General features: G+C 64.8%; 18 protein-coding genes. 7 read left to right on the top strand and 11 right to left on the bottom strand.

The genetic code is table 11. The features are described from left to right. Positions 1–4: 4 nt before the first annotated feature. Positions 5–682 (bottom strand): cell division ATP-binding protein FtsE, encoded by a 678-nt coding sequence (locus ACMUJL_RS14880; protein WP_068286097.1) that lies wholly within the window; start codon positions 680–682, stop codon positions 5–7. Positions 683–863: 181 nt separating this feature from the next. Between ACMUJL_RS14880 and ACMUJL_RS14875 the strand changes: the two genes are divergently transcribed. Next, positions 864–2,039, top strand: coding sequence for a zinc-ribbon domain-containing protein (locus tag ACMUJL_RS14875; RefSeq protein WP_375573151.1), 1,176 nt, complete (start codon positions 864–866; stop codon positions 2,037–2,039). Positions 2,040–2,105: 66 nt separating this feature from the next. Here ACMUJL_RS14875 and ACMUJL_RS14870 read toward each other — a convergent pair whose 3' ends face one another. The 6 genes from ACMUJL_RS14870 to argH all read right to left on the bottom strand — a co-directional run bounded on the left by ACMUJL_RS14870 (position 2,106) and on the right by argH (position 8,203). After that, positions 2,106–4,727, bottom strand: a complete 2,622-nt coding sequence (locus ACMUJL_RS14870; protein ID WP_375573153.1) for a TIGR02302 family protein — start codon at positions 4,725–4,727, stop codon at positions 2,106–2,108. 33 nt (positions 4,728–4,760) lie between these two features. Beyond that, positions 4,761–6,026 (bottom strand): diaminopimelate decarboxylase, encoded by a 1,266-nt coding sequence (lysA, locus tag ACMUJL_RS14865; RefSeq protein ID WP_375573155.1) that lies wholly within the window; start codon positions 6,024–6,026, stop codon positions 4,761–4,763. Positions 6,027–6,131: 105 nt separating this feature from the next. Beyond that, the gene (locus tag ACMUJL_RS14860) at positions 6,132–6,446 is read right to left on the bottom strand and encodes a DUF2834 domain-containing protein (protein WP_068286349.1); all 315 of its coding nucleotides are present in this window, start codon (positions 6,444–6,446) and stop codon (positions 6,132–6,134) included. A 5-nt stretch (positions 6,447–6,451) separates the two neighbouring features. Next, the gene (locus tag ACMUJL_RS14855) at positions 6,452–6,628 is read right to left on the bottom strand and encodes a hypothetical protein (protein WP_162841183.1); all 177 of its coding nucleotides are present in this window, start codon (positions 6,626–6,628) and stop codon (positions 6,452–6,454) included. A gap of 13 nt (positions 6,629–6,641) precedes the next feature. Continuing rightward, positions 6,642–6,815 carry a hypothetical protein gene (locus ACMUJL_RS14850; RefSeq protein WP_375573157.1) on the bottom strand — a complete coding sequence of 58 codons (174 nt, stop codon included), beginning with the start codon at positions 6,813–6,815 and terminating at the stop codon, positions 6,642–6,644. Further along, positions 6,812–8,203, bottom strand: a complete 1,392-nt coding sequence (gene argH / locus ACMUJL_RS14845) for an argininosuccinate lyase (RefSeq protein ID WP_068286105.1) — start codon at positions 8,201–8,203, stop codon at positions 6,812–6,814. Before argH ends, ACMUJL_RS14850 begins: the two co-directional genes overlap by 4 nt. A gap of 21 nt (positions 8,204–8,224) precedes the next feature. On the opposite strand from argH, the gene ACMUJL_RS14840 reads away from it, so the two are divergent. Next, positions 8,225–8,782 (top strand): TlpA family protein disulfide reductase, encoded by a 558-nt coding sequence (locus tag ACMUJL_RS14840; protein ID WP_375573160.1) that lies wholly within the window; start codon positions 8,225–8,227, stop codon positions 8,780–8,782. Here ACMUJL_RS14840 and ACMUJL_RS14835 read toward each other — a convergent pair whose 3' ends face one another. After that, positions 8,783–9,352 (bottom strand): DNA-3-methyladenine glycosylase I, encoded by a 570-nt coding sequence (locus tag ACMUJL_RS14835; RefSeq protein ID WP_375573162.1) that lies wholly within the window; start codon positions 9,350–9,352, stop codon positions 8,783–8,785. It abuts the gene before it with no gap. 121 nt (positions 9,353–9,473) lie between these two features. Between ACMUJL_RS14835 and ACMUJL_RS14830 the strand changes: the two genes are divergently transcribed. The 5 genes from ACMUJL_RS14830 (at position 9,474) to ACMUJL_RS14810 (ending at position 14,204) form a co-directional block, all read left to right on the top strand. Continuing rightward, positions 9,474–10,325: an EAL domain-containing protein gene (locus tag ACMUJL_RS14830; RefSeq protein WP_068286113.1), complete on the top strand. Its 852-nt coding sequence runs from the start codon at positions 9,474–9,476 to the stop codon at positions 10,323–10,325. A gap of 122 nt (positions 10,326–10,447) precedes the next feature. Then, entirely contained in the window at positions 10,448–11,623 is a 1,176-nt protein-coding gene (locus ACMUJL_RS14825; RefSeq protein ID WP_068286114.1) for an acetyl-CoA C-acetyltransferase, read from the top strand. Positions 11,624–11,793: 170 nt separating this feature from the next. Then, entirely contained in the window at positions 11,794–12,516 is a 723-nt protein-coding gene (phbB, locus tag ACMUJL_RS14820) for an acetoacetyl-CoA reductase (RefSeq protein ID WP_375573165.1), read from the top strand. A 157-nt stretch (positions 12,517–12,673) separates the two neighbouring features. Then, positions 12,674–13,606 carry a VOC family protein gene (locus ACMUJL_RS14815; protein WP_375573167.1) on the top strand — a complete coding sequence of 311 codons (933 nt, stop codon included), beginning with the start codon at positions 12,674–12,676 and terminating at the stop codon, positions 13,604–13,606. Beyond that, the gene (locus ACMUJL_RS14810) at positions 13,599–14,204 is read left to right on the top strand and encodes an alpha/beta hydrolase (RefSeq protein ID WP_068286122.1); all 606 of its coding nucleotides are present in this window, start codon (positions 13,599–13,601) and stop codon (positions 14,202–14,204) included. The genes ACMUJL_RS14815 and ACMUJL_RS14810 overlap by 8 nt, the downstream gene beginning before the upstream one ends. Before the next feature lie 92 nt (positions 14,205–14,296). Here the strand turns inward: ACMUJL_RS14810 and ACMUJL_RS14805 are convergent, their stop codons facing one another. The 3 genes from ACMUJL_RS14805 to ACMUJL_RS14795 all read right to left on the bottom strand — a co-directional run bounded on the left by ACMUJL_RS14805 (position 14,297) and on the right by ACMUJL_RS14795 (position 15,557). Beyond that, complete coding sequence (locus tag ACMUJL_RS14805) at positions 14,297–14,467, bottom strand: YdcH family protein (protein ID WP_375573170.1); 171 nt, start codon at positions 14,465–14,467, stop codon at positions 14,297–14,299. 129 nt (positions 14,468–14,596) lie between these two features. Beyond that, positions 14,597–15,349 (bottom strand): tRNA1(Val) (adenine(37)-N6)-methyltransferase, encoded by a 753-nt coding sequence (locus tag ACMUJL_RS14800; RefSeq protein WP_416914326.1) that lies wholly within the window; start codon positions 15,347–15,349, stop codon positions 14,597–14,599. Beyond that, positions 15,342–15,557 (bottom strand): DUF2007 domain-containing protein, encoded by a 216-nt coding sequence (locus ACMUJL_RS14795; RefSeq protein ID WP_068286352.1) that lies wholly within the window; start codon positions 15,555–15,557, stop codon positions 15,342–15,344. Before ACMUJL_RS14795 ends, ACMUJL_RS14800 begins: the two co-directional genes overlap by 8 nt. Positions 15,558–15,576: the final 19 nt, after the last annotated feature.

Genomic DNA, 15,576 nt, shown 5'->3' with positions numbered 1-15,576 from the left:
GGCTTCACAGGTCCGCCCCCGCCGTTTGAAGCCTGCGCTGCGAGATCCGCAGCACACGCGCCTGCACCTGGCTTTTGGCCGCACGGATCAGGTTCATGTCATGGGTGGCGATCATGATGGTCTTGCCCATCCGGTTCAGTTCGACCAGCAACTGCAGCAGGCGTTGCGACATTTCCCAATCGATGTTGCCGGTGGGTTCATCGGCCAGGATCACCTCGGGCGACATGATGACGGCGCGGGCCAGCGCGGCGCGCTGCCGCTCACCGCCCGAAAGCTCGGCCGGAAGGGCATCGGCGCGATGGCTCAGGCCCACCCATTTCAGAAGTTCGCGCAGGTTTTCAGCCTCGCTGTTGCGGTCGTGACCCGACACGATCAGGGGCAGGGCCACATTGTCGGCAACAGGCAGATGTTCCAGGAATTGCACATCCTGGTGGACAACGCCGATGCGTCGCCGCGCCAGGGCCACGTCATCGCGCGACATCGTGCGCAGATCCGCACCGAACAGGCGGATATGCCCGGCCGTCGGCAGCAAGGCCCCGTAGCAGAGTTTCAGAAAGGTCGTCTTTCCCGCGCCGGATGGTCCGGTCAGGAAATGGAAGGACCCGGGCGACAGGGTCAGGGAAATGTCGCCAAACAACTCTCCCCCGCCGTAACTCATGGCGACTTGTTCCAGTTCGATCACGCCGCGATCCCTTTTCTGCCAGCTTCCCTCTTGCCTCAATGCGGGCAGTGTTGCAATCCGGTCGGCATGGGGTGGTACTGCATCCTTTGCACTTTTCCACCAATGTTTTACACCATATGGTAGACAAAACACTGGACAGGCCCTGACAGCAGGCCATGCACCACAGCAGGCAGGTAGACAGATGCGACTGATTTGCCCGAATTGCGGGGCACAATACGAAGTACCGCAGAGCGTCATTCCCGACACCGGGCGCGACGTTCAATGCTCCAGTTGTGGGCATACCTGGTTCCAGAAACACCCGCTGCAGGACAATGTCCCCTCGGCTGACAGCGCCGATGACGACATGTGGGAAGACCACGAGACCGAGGACCGCCATGCGGACGAGGCGGATGATCAATACGATTTCGCGGATGACGATGACGCGGACCTGACCGAGGACGATGAACCGCACCGGGATCAGGATGTCGCCAGCACCGAAGCGGTGCCGGAAACCACCGAGGACGAGACCGCCGAGGACGAATGGCAGGGCTTCCCGACCGATCCCGGCATGGATGACGCACCGACCGCGGACACGCGGCTTGTGCCTGACCCCGAGGATCCGTTGCCGCAATTCCCCATCGTGGACGAGGACGATTACGAGGAAGACCCGGCCCGCGACCTGCCCAGCCCGCGGCGTACCCTGGATACATCCGTGGCGGACCTGCTGCGCGAGGAAGCCGAGCGGGAGGCCCGCGCCCGCGCGGCGGAACGCGATCCCGGCCTTGAAAGCCAGCCCGAACTTGGCCTTGATGCCGGAATGACGCCCCTGCGTGAAAGCGATGCGGAACGCCGCGCGGCGGAATCGCGCGAACGCATGGCCCGCCTGCGCGGAGAAGAGCCGCCGGTCGCGCCCCCGGCCGAACCGCGTGTCGCACCGCCGCCGCCACCCAAGATCAGCCGGATCGAGCAGGACGATGACCGGATTGCCGCGGCAGCCGCCGCCGCCGTGGCCGATTCGCGCCGCGCCCTTCTGCCGGATATCGAGGAAATCAATTCAAGCCTCAGCTCGACCTCGGACCGGCGTCCGGCGCGGGCGGACGATCACGAGAAACCCGGCAAGTCAGCCGATCCGCGCAATGCAAATGCAGCCCCCGAAAAGCCGCGTGGCTTTGCCCGTGGGTTTTCGCTTGTCCTGCTTCTGGCGGCCCTGCTTTTCGCGCTTTACATCTTCGCGCCGGCCCTGGCCGAGGCTTTTCCGGCGGCCGCGCCCGCCCTGGAAAGCTATGTCGAGGCGGTCAACGGCCTGCGCGTCATGCTGGATGCACAGTTCCAGAAGCTGTCGGTCTGGCTGGCGCAGATCGCAGGCCTGACGGGCTGATCACGCGCGCGGGACGCATGGCACCGCCTGTGCGCGCATGCGCCCGCCCCCTGCCGCGCAATGCGGTCAGAACCGTTCCAGCAGCCGCTTGAGGTAATCCAGCTCTTCTTCCGGGCGAACCCCCTCGCCGGACCGGCGCCGGATCTCGTCCAGCAGATCGCGGGCGCGGCGATACACATCCTCGCCCTGAAGCAGGTTCTCGTCGGTGCCGGTCTGCCCGCTGGTGCCGCTGTTGCGGCCCAGGGGGTCACGGCGTTCGCCACCCGCGTTGCCCATTTCCTGCCCTTCGCCGCCGCGCTGCTCGCGCTCGGCCTGCGCCAGGGCCTCGCCCATGTTGCGCATGCCTTCGCGCAGCGCATCCATTGCCTCGGCCTGACGGTCGATCGCCTCGGGCAGGTCATTGCCGCGCAGGGCCTGTTCGGCCCCATCCATGGCACGCCCGGCGCGATCCAGCGCCTCGCGCGCCGCCTCGCCGGCTTCGCCGCCAACACCGGGAAGATTGCCACGCTGGCGGTTCAGCTCATTGCGCAGCGCCCGCTGGCGATCGGCAAGAGAGCCCTGCGCATCGCCCTGCCCGTCACCCTGCTGATCCGCGCGCTCCTGCCCCTGACCCTGCCCCTGCTGCTGGCCTTGGCCCTGTTGCTGCCCCTGACCCTGCTGCTGGCCCTGTTGGCCCTGCTGCTGGCCTTGTTGGCCACCGGGGTTGAACTGCTCCTGCAGGTCGCGGAACGCCTGATCGGACAGGCCTTGCTGGTCGCGCAACGTTTCGGCCAAGCCTTCCATGGCCTGCTGGCCAGGTGATTGCTGACCCTGCCCGCCCTGGCCTTGCGTGACCTGCATGTTTTCCATCAGCCGCTGCAATTCCTCCAGCGCCTGCTGTGCCTCGGCCATGCGGCCCTGCTCCATCAGCTCCTGGATGCGGTCCATCATCGCCTGCAGATCGTCCTGCCCCATCTGCATGCCGCCTTCGGCCATCTGCTGATTGTCCTGGAAGGTGCCGTCGCGCATGGCCTGCTGGGCCAGCTGGTTCATGTAATTCTGCGTGGCATCCCGCAATTCCTGCATCAGCTCGGCGATTTCCTCGTTCGAGGCACCGTTTTTCATCGCCTCCGACAGACGCTCCTGCGCGCGTTGCAGCCGCTCCAGCGCGTCGCCCAGATCGCCATCCTCCAACAACAGGGCCAGATCCCACAGGGCCTGCGCGATCTCGTCGCGCTGGTCAGAGGTCAGCCCGTAGTCGGTCATCGCCTCAAGCCGGCGCAGGATCACGCGAAACCGCAGATAGGCGGTTTCCGAACGAAACAACCCCTCTTCGGGGCGGTGCGACAGGGTCCGCATCACCTGCGCCACCCGCGTGGCATTGTCGCGGCTCCACAGCAGGTCGCGCCGTTGTTCGATCACGGCATTTGCCAACGGGTCGAAAAACCGCCGCGCGGGCAGGATCATCTGTTCGGCCCCGCTGGACCCTTGCAGACCGGCGGCATCGTTGACCGAAAGCTCCACCGTCACCGGCAGATTGGCCCAAGGGTGCTCTGACAGGTTTTCAACCAGCGTTTCGGTAAAGGCAGCCCGATCGCCGGTGATCGGCATCGGCAGGTCCAGAACGATCGCCTCGCGCGGTTCCGGCGCGACGGTCAGACCGTGACGTCGCTGGATCACGGCAAGATCCAGCATGATCCGCGCCTGCCCGCCCAGCACGGCGTAATCATCCGACGCCGAAAAGGGCAGCGTCATCTGCCCCTCGGCCCGCGCCTGCGCCAGCGCCTGCATCTGGTCGGGTGTTTCTTGCGCCGTATCCCCGAACGCCACGGTGGGCGGCGCATCCATGCGCATCACCAGGTCCCAGCCGCGGCCGCCCGGCCCTTCGATGGTCAGGCGTCCCGACCGGTTGAGCGTGAATTCCTGCGCCGGTGCAGCGGGATCGGCCTGATCGGCGCCAAGCGCCTCGGCCAGATCATGGGTCACGCTCAAGGCGCCAAGCTCACCGTAAAGGCGCAGGGTGATGCGGCTGCCTTGCGGCGCCTCGATCACCTCGCCCGTCTGGTCCGCAAGGTAAAGCGTGGGCTGCCCGGTATAGGCGGGCGGTTCGATCCAGCCTTCCCAAGTGGGACCACCGGCCAGCGCCTGCGTGCCGCCCGGTGTCATTTCGGCCACCGAGCCCACGCGCAGGATCGACCCGAACAAAAGGGCCACCGCCAGCGCCAGAAGCGCCACGTAGCGGGTGGCAAAGGGGTCGCGGGGCGCCATGTCCAGATCGGGGGCCACCGGCTGCGCCAGTGCGGCGCGCGCCGCCATGCGCGCCTGATGCGCCTGCCACACCGCTACCGACGCCGCATCGCCACTGCCGATCGCCTGCCGGTCCAGCACCGCCGAGATGGGCCGCCCGGGCAGGCTGGCATCCAGCCGCGCCAGCGCCTCGGCATGCAGGGGCCAGCGGAACCGCCGGATACCGCGCACCGCAGCCCAGAGAGCCCCCAGCCCCGCGGCCATGACGCCACCCCAGACCAGTTCGACCGGAAGCGTGTCCTGCAGACCCAGCATCAGGGCCGCCAGCACGAGAATCACAACGGACCACAAGGGCCAGAACGCCTGCCAGACCCGTTCGGCCAGAAGACCGGCCCGTGTCAGGAACAACGGCCACCGCAACCGCTTCAGAAGGCTTTCAGGGGTCTGTCCGGTGTCTGCCATGCGATGATCCCGCGGTCCTGCGCGGGGATCGCGTCAGAGCCATTCGGGAATGGTATCTCGATTTATCATTTCGTCAAAGGTCGGGCGTCGGCGGATAACCGCGAATTGATCGCCCTTCACCAGAACTTCCGGGATCAGGGGCCGGGTGTTGTATTCGCTGGCCATGACCGCGCCATAGGCACCGGCGGAACGGAAGGCCACCAGATCACCCGCCTTCAGCGCCGGCAGGGGGCGCTGCCGGGCAAAGGTGTCCCCCGTCTCGCAGACCGGCCCCACCACGTCATAGGCGCGGTTTTCCGTGCCGGGCGCGGGTTCCACGACCGGCACGATGTCATGATGCGCGTCATACATGGCCGGGCGGATCAGGTCGTTCATCGCCCCGTCAAGGATCAGGAAATCGCGCCCCTCGCCTTCCTTCACATAGATCACTTCCGACACCATGATGCCGGCATTGCCCACGATCAGACGGCCCGGCTCGATCTCGATCTCGCAGCCAAGATGGCCCAGTTCCTCGCGAATCATCCCGCCATAGTCGATGGGCAGCGGCGGGGCTGCATTGTTGCGCTCGTAGGGAATGCCAAGGCCGCCGCCCAGGTCCAGCCGTTCGATCCTGTGACCATCGGCGCGCAGCACCTCGGCCAGTTCGGCAACCTTGCGATAGGCCAGGCGGAACGGCTCAAGATCGGTCAGCTGGCTGCCGATATGCACGTCGATGCCGACCACCCGCAAACCCGGCAGGCGCGCGGCATGGGCATAGACCTCGCGCGCGCGCGAAATCGGGATGCCGAACTTGTTCTCGCTCTTGCCGGTCGCGATCTTGGCATGGGTTTTCGCATCCACGTCCGGGTTCACGCGCATGGTGATGGGCGCGACCTTGCCCAGATCCAGCGCCACGCGGTTCAGCGCCTCCATCTCGGGTTCGCTTTCCACGTTGAACTGGCGCACGCCGCCTTCCAGTGCCAGGCGCATCTCGGCCTCGGTCTTGCCGACGCCGGAAAAGACGATCCGCTCGCCCGGCACACCGGCCGCCCTGGCGCGCAGATATTCGCCGCCCGACACCACATCCATGCCCGCCCCCAGCGCCGCCAGCGTCTTGAGGATCGCGACATTCGACGCGGCCTTCATCGCGTAGCAGACCAGATGGTCCATGCCCTCCAGCGCCTCGTCGAACAGGCGGAAATGCCGCTCCAGCGTGGCGGTGGAATAGCAATAGAAGGGCGTGCCGACGCTGGCCGCGATCTCGGACAGGGGGACATCCTCGGCGTGAAGCGCGCCGCCCCGATAAAGAAAATGATCCATGCCGAAAATCCCCTGCTGCGTCACAGCCTCTTAACAGGTCGCGCGCGCCGATCAATGGCGCGCTGTCCCTTGCTTCACCTTGCCTTAAATATACGGATACCCCGGTCAGACCGGGCGCGTGCGCAGGAACAGGTAAAGCGGCAGGCCGCAGCTGACCCCGATGCAGAAGGTCGCCGGGATCGCGATCAGCCCCAGCCAGTTGCGCCGCACCGCCACCTCGGCGATGATCCAGACCGTCAGGGTGATCGCCGCGATGGTCAGGTCCCATGTCAGCCCCGTGGTCGAGGCGTTCACATACCAGGCGTCGATCAGCCCGGACAGGCCGGTGCCGGTTTCGACCATATAGGTCACGAACCAGTACATCGGATGGATGGCGCCCCAGATCGCCAGCGCCAGGTAGATCATGCGCAGGGGCGATATCGACATCACAGACCCACCCGCAGGCTGACCGGCCCCTTGCTGACGCCCACACCCACCGAAGGGAAGATGCCCCCCGGCGTGACCGAGACCCCTGCATCCAGCGAGGGGCGCACCGGCGCGCCCTCGACCCCGCAGGCGGCCAGCGCGGCCAGACACAGACCACCGAATATCAAAGCCTTCATGTCATCCGTCCCCTCAATTGATCGTCCGGGTCACGCCGATCCGCGCCGACCCCGACAGGGTCACCCCGGTCTGCGACGGTGCGGCCTGGCCGCCCCGGTCCAAATCCGTCCCGCCTGTCGGCACGGCACAGGCGGCCAGCGCCAGCAGCGCTGTCCCGACCATGGCCATCCCGATGCCGCGTGTCATCCCAGCCGTTCCTTCCAGCGGGCCACCTGCGCGCGCACCTGCGCGGGCGCGGTCCCGCCATAGGACATGCGCGAGGCGACGGAATTTTCAACACCCAGCACGCCGAAGACATCGGCGGTGATGCCCGCGTGAACCGATTGCATGTCCTCCAGCGCCAGGTCGGGCAGGTCGCAGCCCCGCGCCTCGGCCATGCCCACAAGCGTGCCGGTGACGTGATGCGCCTCGCGGAAGGGCAGGCCCAGCGCCCGCACCAGCCAGTCGGCCAGATCGGTCGCGGTCGAGAAACCGGCCCCCGCCGCCGCCTGCATCGCCGCGCGGTTCGCCGTCATGTCGCCCACCATCCCCGTCATCGCGGCCAGCGCCAGCATCAGGTTGTCGGCGGCGTCAAACACCTGTTCCTTGTCTTCCTGCATGTCCTTGGAATAGGCCAAGGGCAGGCCCTTCATCACCATCATCAAGGCCACATTCGCCCCGAAGATGCGCCCGATCTTGGCGCGGATCAGTTCCGCCGCGTCGGGGTTACGCTTTTGCGGCATGATCGACGATCCGGTCGACCACTTGTCCGACATCTTCACGAAGCGGAACTGCGCCGATGACCAGATCACCAGCTCTTCGGCAAAGCGCGACAGGTGCATCGCGCAGATCGAGGCGCAGGACAGGTATTCCAGCGCGAAATCCCGATCACTGACCGCATCCAGCGAATTGGCGGTGGGCCGGTCGAAACCAAGGCTGTGCGCCGTCATCTCGCGGTCGATGGGAAAGCCCGTACCGGCCAGCGCGGCGGACCCCAGCGGCGACTCGTTCATCCGGCGGCGTGCATCGGCAAAGCGGCCGTGATCGCGGCCCAGCATCTCGACATAGGCCATCATGTGATGGCCCCATGTGACCGGTTGCGCCGTCTGCAGATGGGTGAAACCGGGCATGACCCAATCGGCCCCCGCCTCGGCCTGCGCCAGAAACCCGCGCTGCAACGCCTCGATCCCGGACATGGCCGCATCCATCTGGTCGCGCACCCACAGGCGGAAATCGGTGGCCACCTGATCATTGCGCGACCGCGCGGTGTGCAGACGGCCCGCCGGTTCGCCGATGATCTCTTTCAGCCGCGCCTCGACGTTCATGTGGATGTCTTCCAGCGCGGTGGAGAAACTGAAACGTCCCGTCTCGATCTCTGACAAGACCGTGAGCAGGCCTTCCCGAATGGCGGCAGCGTCGCTATCACTCAGGATACCTGTTGCCGCCAGCATTTCGGCATGGGCCCGCGAACCGGCAATATCCTGCGCCGCCATCCGCTGATCGAACCCGATCGAGGCATTGATCGCCTCCATGATCGCGTCCGGGCCAGCGGCGAAACGGCCGCCCCACATCTGGTTCGAGGTCTTGTCGGTCATATGCTGCACCTTGGAGGGAATATGCGTCTTCTTCGTCAGATCGTCCTTTATACGGCTCTTGCCCTTGGTGCAAACACCGCCCTTGCTGATGTGGCGGCGCTCGAGGCGCTGCGTGACGGCGACATGAAGAAGCTGAATTTCCATTCCGCACCGCAGCCCGTATCCGCGCAGCCCTTCGCGACATGGGAAGGCGGCGAAGGCCGGCTGTCGGATTACGCGGGCAAATACGTCGTGCTGAACTTCTGGGCCACATGGTGCGCGCCCTGCCGCAAGGAGATGCCGCAGCTTTCGCAGCTTCAGGCCGACTTGGGCGGCGAGGCCTTCGAGGTCGTGACCATCGCGACCGGGCGCAATCCGCCGCAGGCGATGCAGCGTTTCTTCGAAGAGATCGGTGTCGACAACCTGCCCCTGCACATGGACCCCAAGCAGCAACTGGCCCGCGAGATGGCGATCATGGGTTTGCCGATCACCCTGATCCTGAACCCCGAAGGCCAGGAAATCGCCCGGATGCGCGGCGACGCCGACTGGTCATCGGACAGCGCCAAGGCGATTGTCGCCGCGCTCGTGTCGGGCATGTGATCAGACCATCCGCGCCACTTCGGCATGGCGGGGGCAGCCGGTCAGATGATCGTTGACCAGCCCCGCCGCCTGCATGAAGGCATAGGCGATGGTGGGGCCGCAGAACTTGAAACCGGCCCGCTTGAGGTTCTTGGACAATTGCACGGAAATTTCCGTCTGCGCCGGAACCTGCGCCATGCTGGCAAAACGGTTCTGCACCGGCTTGCCATCCACGTGATCCCAGACCCACGCGGCAAAGCCGCCGGATGCCTCGATCCGCTGAAAGGCCTGCGCATTCCCGATCATCGCCTCGACCTTGCCGCGATGGCGGATGATGCGCGGATCACCCATCAGCCGGGCAACCTCCACATCCCCCCACCCTGCAATCACATCAGGGTCAAACCCATGAAATGCCGCGCGAAATCCCTCACGCCGCTTGAGGATCGTGATCCAGCTCAGCCCGGCCTGGAACCCCTCGAGGCAGAGCAGTTCCCACAATGCGCAGCTGTCGCGCTGGGGCACGCCCCATTCGGAATCGTGGTAATCCAGATAGATCTGATCGGGCCCCGCCCATCCGCATCTGCCATCCATCCGCCTGCCCTCCCCGGCCTTTCCGGCGACTTTAGGAAAATTAGAACAAAAAGGGAATATTATCTCTTTGATAACGTGTTTCGCGCCAATCTCCGGTCGGGATCAGCGCAGAGGGCGAAACATGCGGAAAGGCAAGGGAAGATTCGCGGATTTGGAACCCGGCGACACATCGCCGCTGGATTACGCGGTGATCACGCGTGACCGCGGCACGATGGCGATGGTGGCAAATGCCCTGCGCCACCGCGACACGATGCTGGCCTTTCAACCGGTCGTGCAATCGCATCGCACCGATCGCGTCGCATTCTACGAAGGTTTGATCCGCGTTCTGGATGATACCGGGCGGGTCATTCCCGCGCGCGATTTCATCGATGCCGTGGAAGCCACCGAAACCGGGCGCATCCTGGATTGCGTCGCGCTGGAAACCGGCCTGCGGGTTCTGCAAAAGACACCGCAGATCCGGCTTGCCATCAACATGTCGGCCCGCTCCATCGGATTTCCGCGATGGATACGCAGCCTCAAACAGGGGTTGATGGGCGATCCGACGATCGGGGAAAGGCTGATCCTTGAAATCACCGAACGCAGCGCGATGACCGTGCCCGAACTGGCGGCGCGCTTCATGTCCGACCTGCAAAAGCGCGGGATCGCCTTTGCGCTGGACGATTTCGGATCGGGCTACACCTCGCTGCGCTACCTGCGCGACTTCCATTTCGACCTGGTCAAGATCGACGGCGAATTCGTGCGCGGCGTCCACGCGAACGCGGACAACCAGGTCCTGACCCGCGCCATGGTGGATATCGCACGGCAGTTCGACATGTTCACCGTGGCGGAATCCGTGGAAAGCCTTGCCGACTCGCGCTGGCTGTCCAGCATCGGCATCGACTGTCAGCAAGGATATTTCTTTGGCGCGCCGACCGTGAACGCCCCCTGGGACACGACCACCCCGCTGCGCGCGCCCCTCTATCGAACGGGATAGAACAGAAGTGCAGTTGCCGCAGCACCCGCCTTCCATTATCACCTTCGCCAAGGCGGGGAGTCCGGTACCCGCACATTCGCGTGCCGGATGTTCCTCGATCTTCAAATTGGTGGAGGATAAACATGACCAATGTCGTAATCGCCTCGGCGGCGCGCACCGCTGTCGGTTCTTTCGGGGGCGCATTCGCAAACACGCCCGCACATGACCTTGGGGCCGCCGTGCTCGAAGCCGTTGTCGCCCGCGCGGGCATCGACAAGTCGGAAGTCTCCGAAACCATCCTGGGCCAGGTGCTGACCGCGGGCCAGGGCCAGAACCCCGCGCGCCAGGCGCATGTCAATGCCGGCCTGCCGATCGAATCCTCGGCCTGGTCGATCAACCAGGTCTGCGGCTCGGGCCTGCGCGCCGTGGCGCTGGCAGCCCAGCACATCCAGTTGGGCGATGCGTCGATCGTCGCTGCCGGCGGCCAGGAAAACATGACCCTCAGCCCCCATGTGGCGCATCTGCGCGCCGGCGTGAAGATGGGCGACGTCTCGTACATCGATTCGATGATCCGCGACGGTCTTTGGGATGCCTTCAACGGCTACCACATGGGCCAGACCGCTGAAAACGTTGCCGAAAAATGGCAGATCAGCCGCGACGCGCAGGACGAATTCGCGCTGGCCAGCCAGAACAAGGCCGAAGCCGCGCAAAAGGCTGGCCGCTTCGACGACGAGGTGATCGATTTCATCGTGAAGTCGCGCAAGGGCGAGATCATCATCAACAAGGATGAATACATCCGCCACGGCGCGACCTTGGACGCGCTGCAGAAACTGCGCCCCGCCTTCACCCGCGACGGATCGGTGACCGCAGCCAACGCATCCGGCCTGAACGACGGCGCCGCCGCCGTGCTGCTGATGACCGCGGATGAGGCGGAAAAGCGCGGGATCACCCCGCTGGCGCGCATCGCATCCTATGCCACGGCAGGTCTTGATCCGTCGATCATGGGCGTGGGTCCGATCCATGCCAGCCGCAAGGCCCTGGCCAAGGCAGGCTGGTCGGTCGACGATCTGGACCTGGTCGAAGCGAACGAGGCTTTTGCCGCACAGGCCTGCGCCGTGAACAAGGACATGGGCTGGGATCCGTCGATCGTGAACGTGAACGGGGGCGCCATCGCCATCGGCCACCCGATCGGTGCCTCGGGTTGCCGCATCCTGAACACGCTGCTGTTCGAAATGCAGCGCCGCGACGCCAAGAAAGGCCTGGCCACCCTGTGCATCGGTGGCGGTATGGGCGTCGCCATGTGCCTTGAACGGGTCTGATCCGTCTTGGTCGGACGAATATCAACAGGGGCGCCCATGTGGCGCCCCTTCTTGTTTGTCGTGCGTAAGAATACATCGGTTTAGACAAAAATCAGTGCGCAATAATCTTGCGCACAAATGCCATTCAAAGTAACCAAGTTACCAAAGCTCAAGCCAGACTGGAGGATATCATGGCAAGAACAGCACTCGTCACGGGCGGATCACGCGGGATCGGCGCAGCCATTTCCATCGCATTGCGCGATGCAGGCTACACCGTCGCGGCCACCTATGCCGGCAATGACGAGGCCGCCGCGGCATTCACCAAGGAAACCGGCATCAAGACCTACAAGTGGAACGTCGGCAATTACGAAGAATGCGCCGCTGGTATCGCGGGCGTCGAGGCCGACATCGGCCCGATCGACGTGCTGGTGAACAACGCGGGAATCACCCGCGACGCGCCGTTCCACAAGATGACACCGCAGCAGTGGCATGAGGTGATCGACACCAACCTGACGGGCGTGTTCAACATGACCCACCCGCTCTGGCCCGGAATGCGCGAACGCAAGTTCGGCCGCGTGATCATCATCTCGTCGATCAATGGCCAGAAAGGCCAGTTCGCACAGGTGAACTATGCCGCGTCCAAGGCGGGCGACCTTGGCATCGTCAAGTCGCTGGCCCAGGAAGGCGCGCGCTTCGGCATCACCGCGAATGCGATCTGCCCCGGCTACATCGCCACCGACATGGTGATGGCCGTCCCGGAAAAGGTGCGCGAAAGCATCATCGCACAGATCCCCGCAGGGCGTCTGGGCGAACCCGAGGAAATCGCGCGCTGCGTCGTTTTCCTGGCCTCCGACGATGCGGGCTTCATCAACGGCTCGACCATTTCCGCCAACGGCGCGCAGTTCTTCGTCTGATCCCGCGCCGGACCATCAAGGCCCCCTGTCGCAAGGCAGGGGGCTTTTTCATGCCTGTTGATCAGCGGACATGTGCGATCCTGCACAGAATACGCGCCGGGATGCGTATTTTCTGCGCAGCCTTGCAGCGCATATCCTTTCGCAAAGGAGAACCGACATGCTGACCCAGATCAACGGACTGCACCATGTGACCTCGCTGGCGAGCGGGGCACAATCGAACAATGATTTCTTCACCAAGGCCCTCGGCCTGCGCCGCGTCAAGAAAACCGTGAACTTCGACGCGCCAGAGGTCTATCACCTTTACTATGGCGACGAGATGGGCACGCCCGGATCGGTGATGACCTACTTCCCCTTCCCCGGCGCGCGCCGCGGCCGCCCCGGCGCGGGCGAAGTCAGCATCACGACTTTCGCGGTGCCCAAGGGATCGCTGCGCTTCTGGGCGGACCGCCTGGCCACCTTCGATGTCAAGAACATCAAGGCCGAAACCCGCTTTGGCGAAAACCGCCTGCGCTTCGACGGGCCTGACGGCGACGGTTTCGCCCTGGTCGAGGTCGATGATGCGCGCAGCCCCTGGGAAGGCCAGGGCGTCAGCGCCGATCACGCGATCCGCGGTTTTCATTCCGCCGACATGCGCCTGCGCGATGCGGGCGCCAGCGCCGAATTGCTGCGCTTCATGGGCTATGAGCAGATCGAGACCGAGGGCGACATCACCCGCTTTCGTGTGCCGCAAGGCAACGGTGCCGATGTCGTGGATATCGAAACCCTGCCGGGTGCCGCCCCGGCCCAGCAAGGGGCGGGTTCCGTGCATCACCTGGCCTTTTCGGTCACCGATCGCGCCGCCCAGCTTGAGGTGCGCAAGGCGCTGCTGGATACCGGCTGGCAGGTGACGCCCGTGATCGACCGTGACTACTTCTGGGCGATCTATTTCCGCACGCCCGGCGGCGTTCTGTTCGAAGTGGCGACCAACGAACCGGGCTTCGACCGGGACGAGGACAGCGCCCACCTGGGGCAGGCGCTGAAACTGCCGCACCAGCACGAGCATCTGCGCCAGACGCTGGAAAGCCGCTACCTGGAGCCGATCCGTGACTGACAGCACCTATATCCATGCCACGACACGGGGGCGCGCGGGTGCGCCCCTGCTGATGACCTTTCACGGCACGGGCGGCAATGAACACCAGTTTCACGGCTTTGCCGAACGGCTGATCCCCGGCGCGCATGTGGTCTCGCCACGCGGCGATGTGCTGGAAGGCGGGATGAACCGCTATTTCCGGCGCACCGGGGAAGGTGTCTACGACATGAAGGATCTTGCCCTGCGCCAAGACCGGATGGCGCGGTTCATTCAGGATCAGAAGGCGCGCACAGGGGCGGCGCATGTGGCGGGACTTGGCTATTCCAACGGGGCCAATATCCTGATGGCCGTGGCCCTTGAACACCCCGACCTGGTGGACAGGATGGCCCTGATGCACCCGCTGATCCCCTGGACCCCCGCACCGCAACAGGGCCTTGCCGGGCGGCGCATCCTGATTACCGCGGGCCAGCGCGATCCGATCTGTCCCGCGCCCTTGACCCAGGCCCTTGCGGATTACCTGGTGCAACAGGGCGCCGAGGTCACGCTGGAATGGCATGCCGGTGGGCACGAGATCACCCAGGGCGAGGTTCAGGCTGTCACGGACTTCATGGCCGCCTGACGCGGTCGCGCCGCAAAAAAGAAGGCCAGCCTGTGTCAAGGCTGGCCTGTCCCCTGCAGCGCAAGGGCCTTTTCATGTCATGGAGGGGAGGGTCAGGCGTTGGCGCTCAAACGCTCGATTTCTTCTTTCAGACGAAGCTTCTGTTTCTTGAGAGTGGCGATTTCGGCGGTGCTGATGCCGGGGGCGCGCTGCGCCTCTTCCACCTTATCCGAGAGCGTGCGGTGTTTCTTCTTCAGTTCCTCGACATGTGAACTCAAGCTCATGGGCAGTCTCCTCTCTTGTGTAACGTCTACATGACAAGTGCAGCACAGAATCGGCTGCAAGTCACGCTGCGGGCGCAGCATCCGGCAAAGAATTTCCGATGCATTTGATACAGCGCATGGTTGCGCCATTCAAAAGGGCAGAGCCGCACCTTCCCTGAGCACCGAGGTCACCAGCGCGGTATAGTCGTCGCGGTCCCCTTCATGGGTTTCGCCCACATGCATCAGAATCGGATCCAGCAACCGGAATGCGGCGCGCCCGCCCTTGCGTCCGCGGATCAGCACCAGTTGCGCGGCACGTCCCCGGCGCGGCGCGAAGGGCAGAACCTCGACCGATCCCAGCCGCGCCGACATCAGCCCGATCAGTTCCGGCAAGCGTTCCGTGCGCTGGATGAAAGTCACATGGCCGCCATCGACGACCCGGCGCGACGCCACCTCGACCCAAAGGCCAAGGGCGGTACCTTCACCAAGGGCGGTTTCCCGTCCCGGATCCTGTGCGGGCATGCTCCGGTCGCGCTGGAAATAGGGCGGATTGGCGATCACGTGATCGAACTGCCGCTGGCGCAGGCTATCCGGCATCCGGGTCAGGTCGCCGGTTTCCACTTGCAGGAGATGCCCCGTCTCGGCGGCGTTGCGGCGCGCCAGATCGGCATAGCCTGGCTGGATCTCGACACCTGCCAGATGCAGCCCGGACACCCGCGCCGCAAGGCAAAGCGATGCAACCCCCACCCCGCAGCCCAGCTCCAGTACCGATTGGCCCGCCCGCGCGGGTACAGATGCCGCCAGAAGGACCGGATCAACCCCAGCCCGGTATCCTTGCCTTGGCTGCCAGATCATCAACCGCCCGCCAAGAAAGGCGTCGCGGCTCAGGTCGGCGTCATCCATCGGGACCCATGCCATTGTCGGTGATGACCCGCAGGGCCGCGTCATAGTCTTCCTCGCGCACCATGAGACGGCGCGGCAGGATACCGATGCTGCCTTCAAGGACGCTCATGTTTACGTCGATTTCAAAGCAGTCTATACCCTCGCCCTGAAGCAGGGATGTCGCGATGGCCATCGAGACGGGGTTGTTGGTGCGCATCAGCTGTTTCATGAAGGGCAGATAAGGGCAT

The organism is Seohaeicola sp., assembly GCF_048006315.1.
Lineage (GTDB): Bacteria > Pseudomonadota > Alphaproteobacteria > Rhodobacterales > Rhodobacteraceae > Seohaeicola.
Note: the sequence above shows the minus strand (reverse complement) of the source record. Positions and strands in the feature narration are given on the sequence as shown.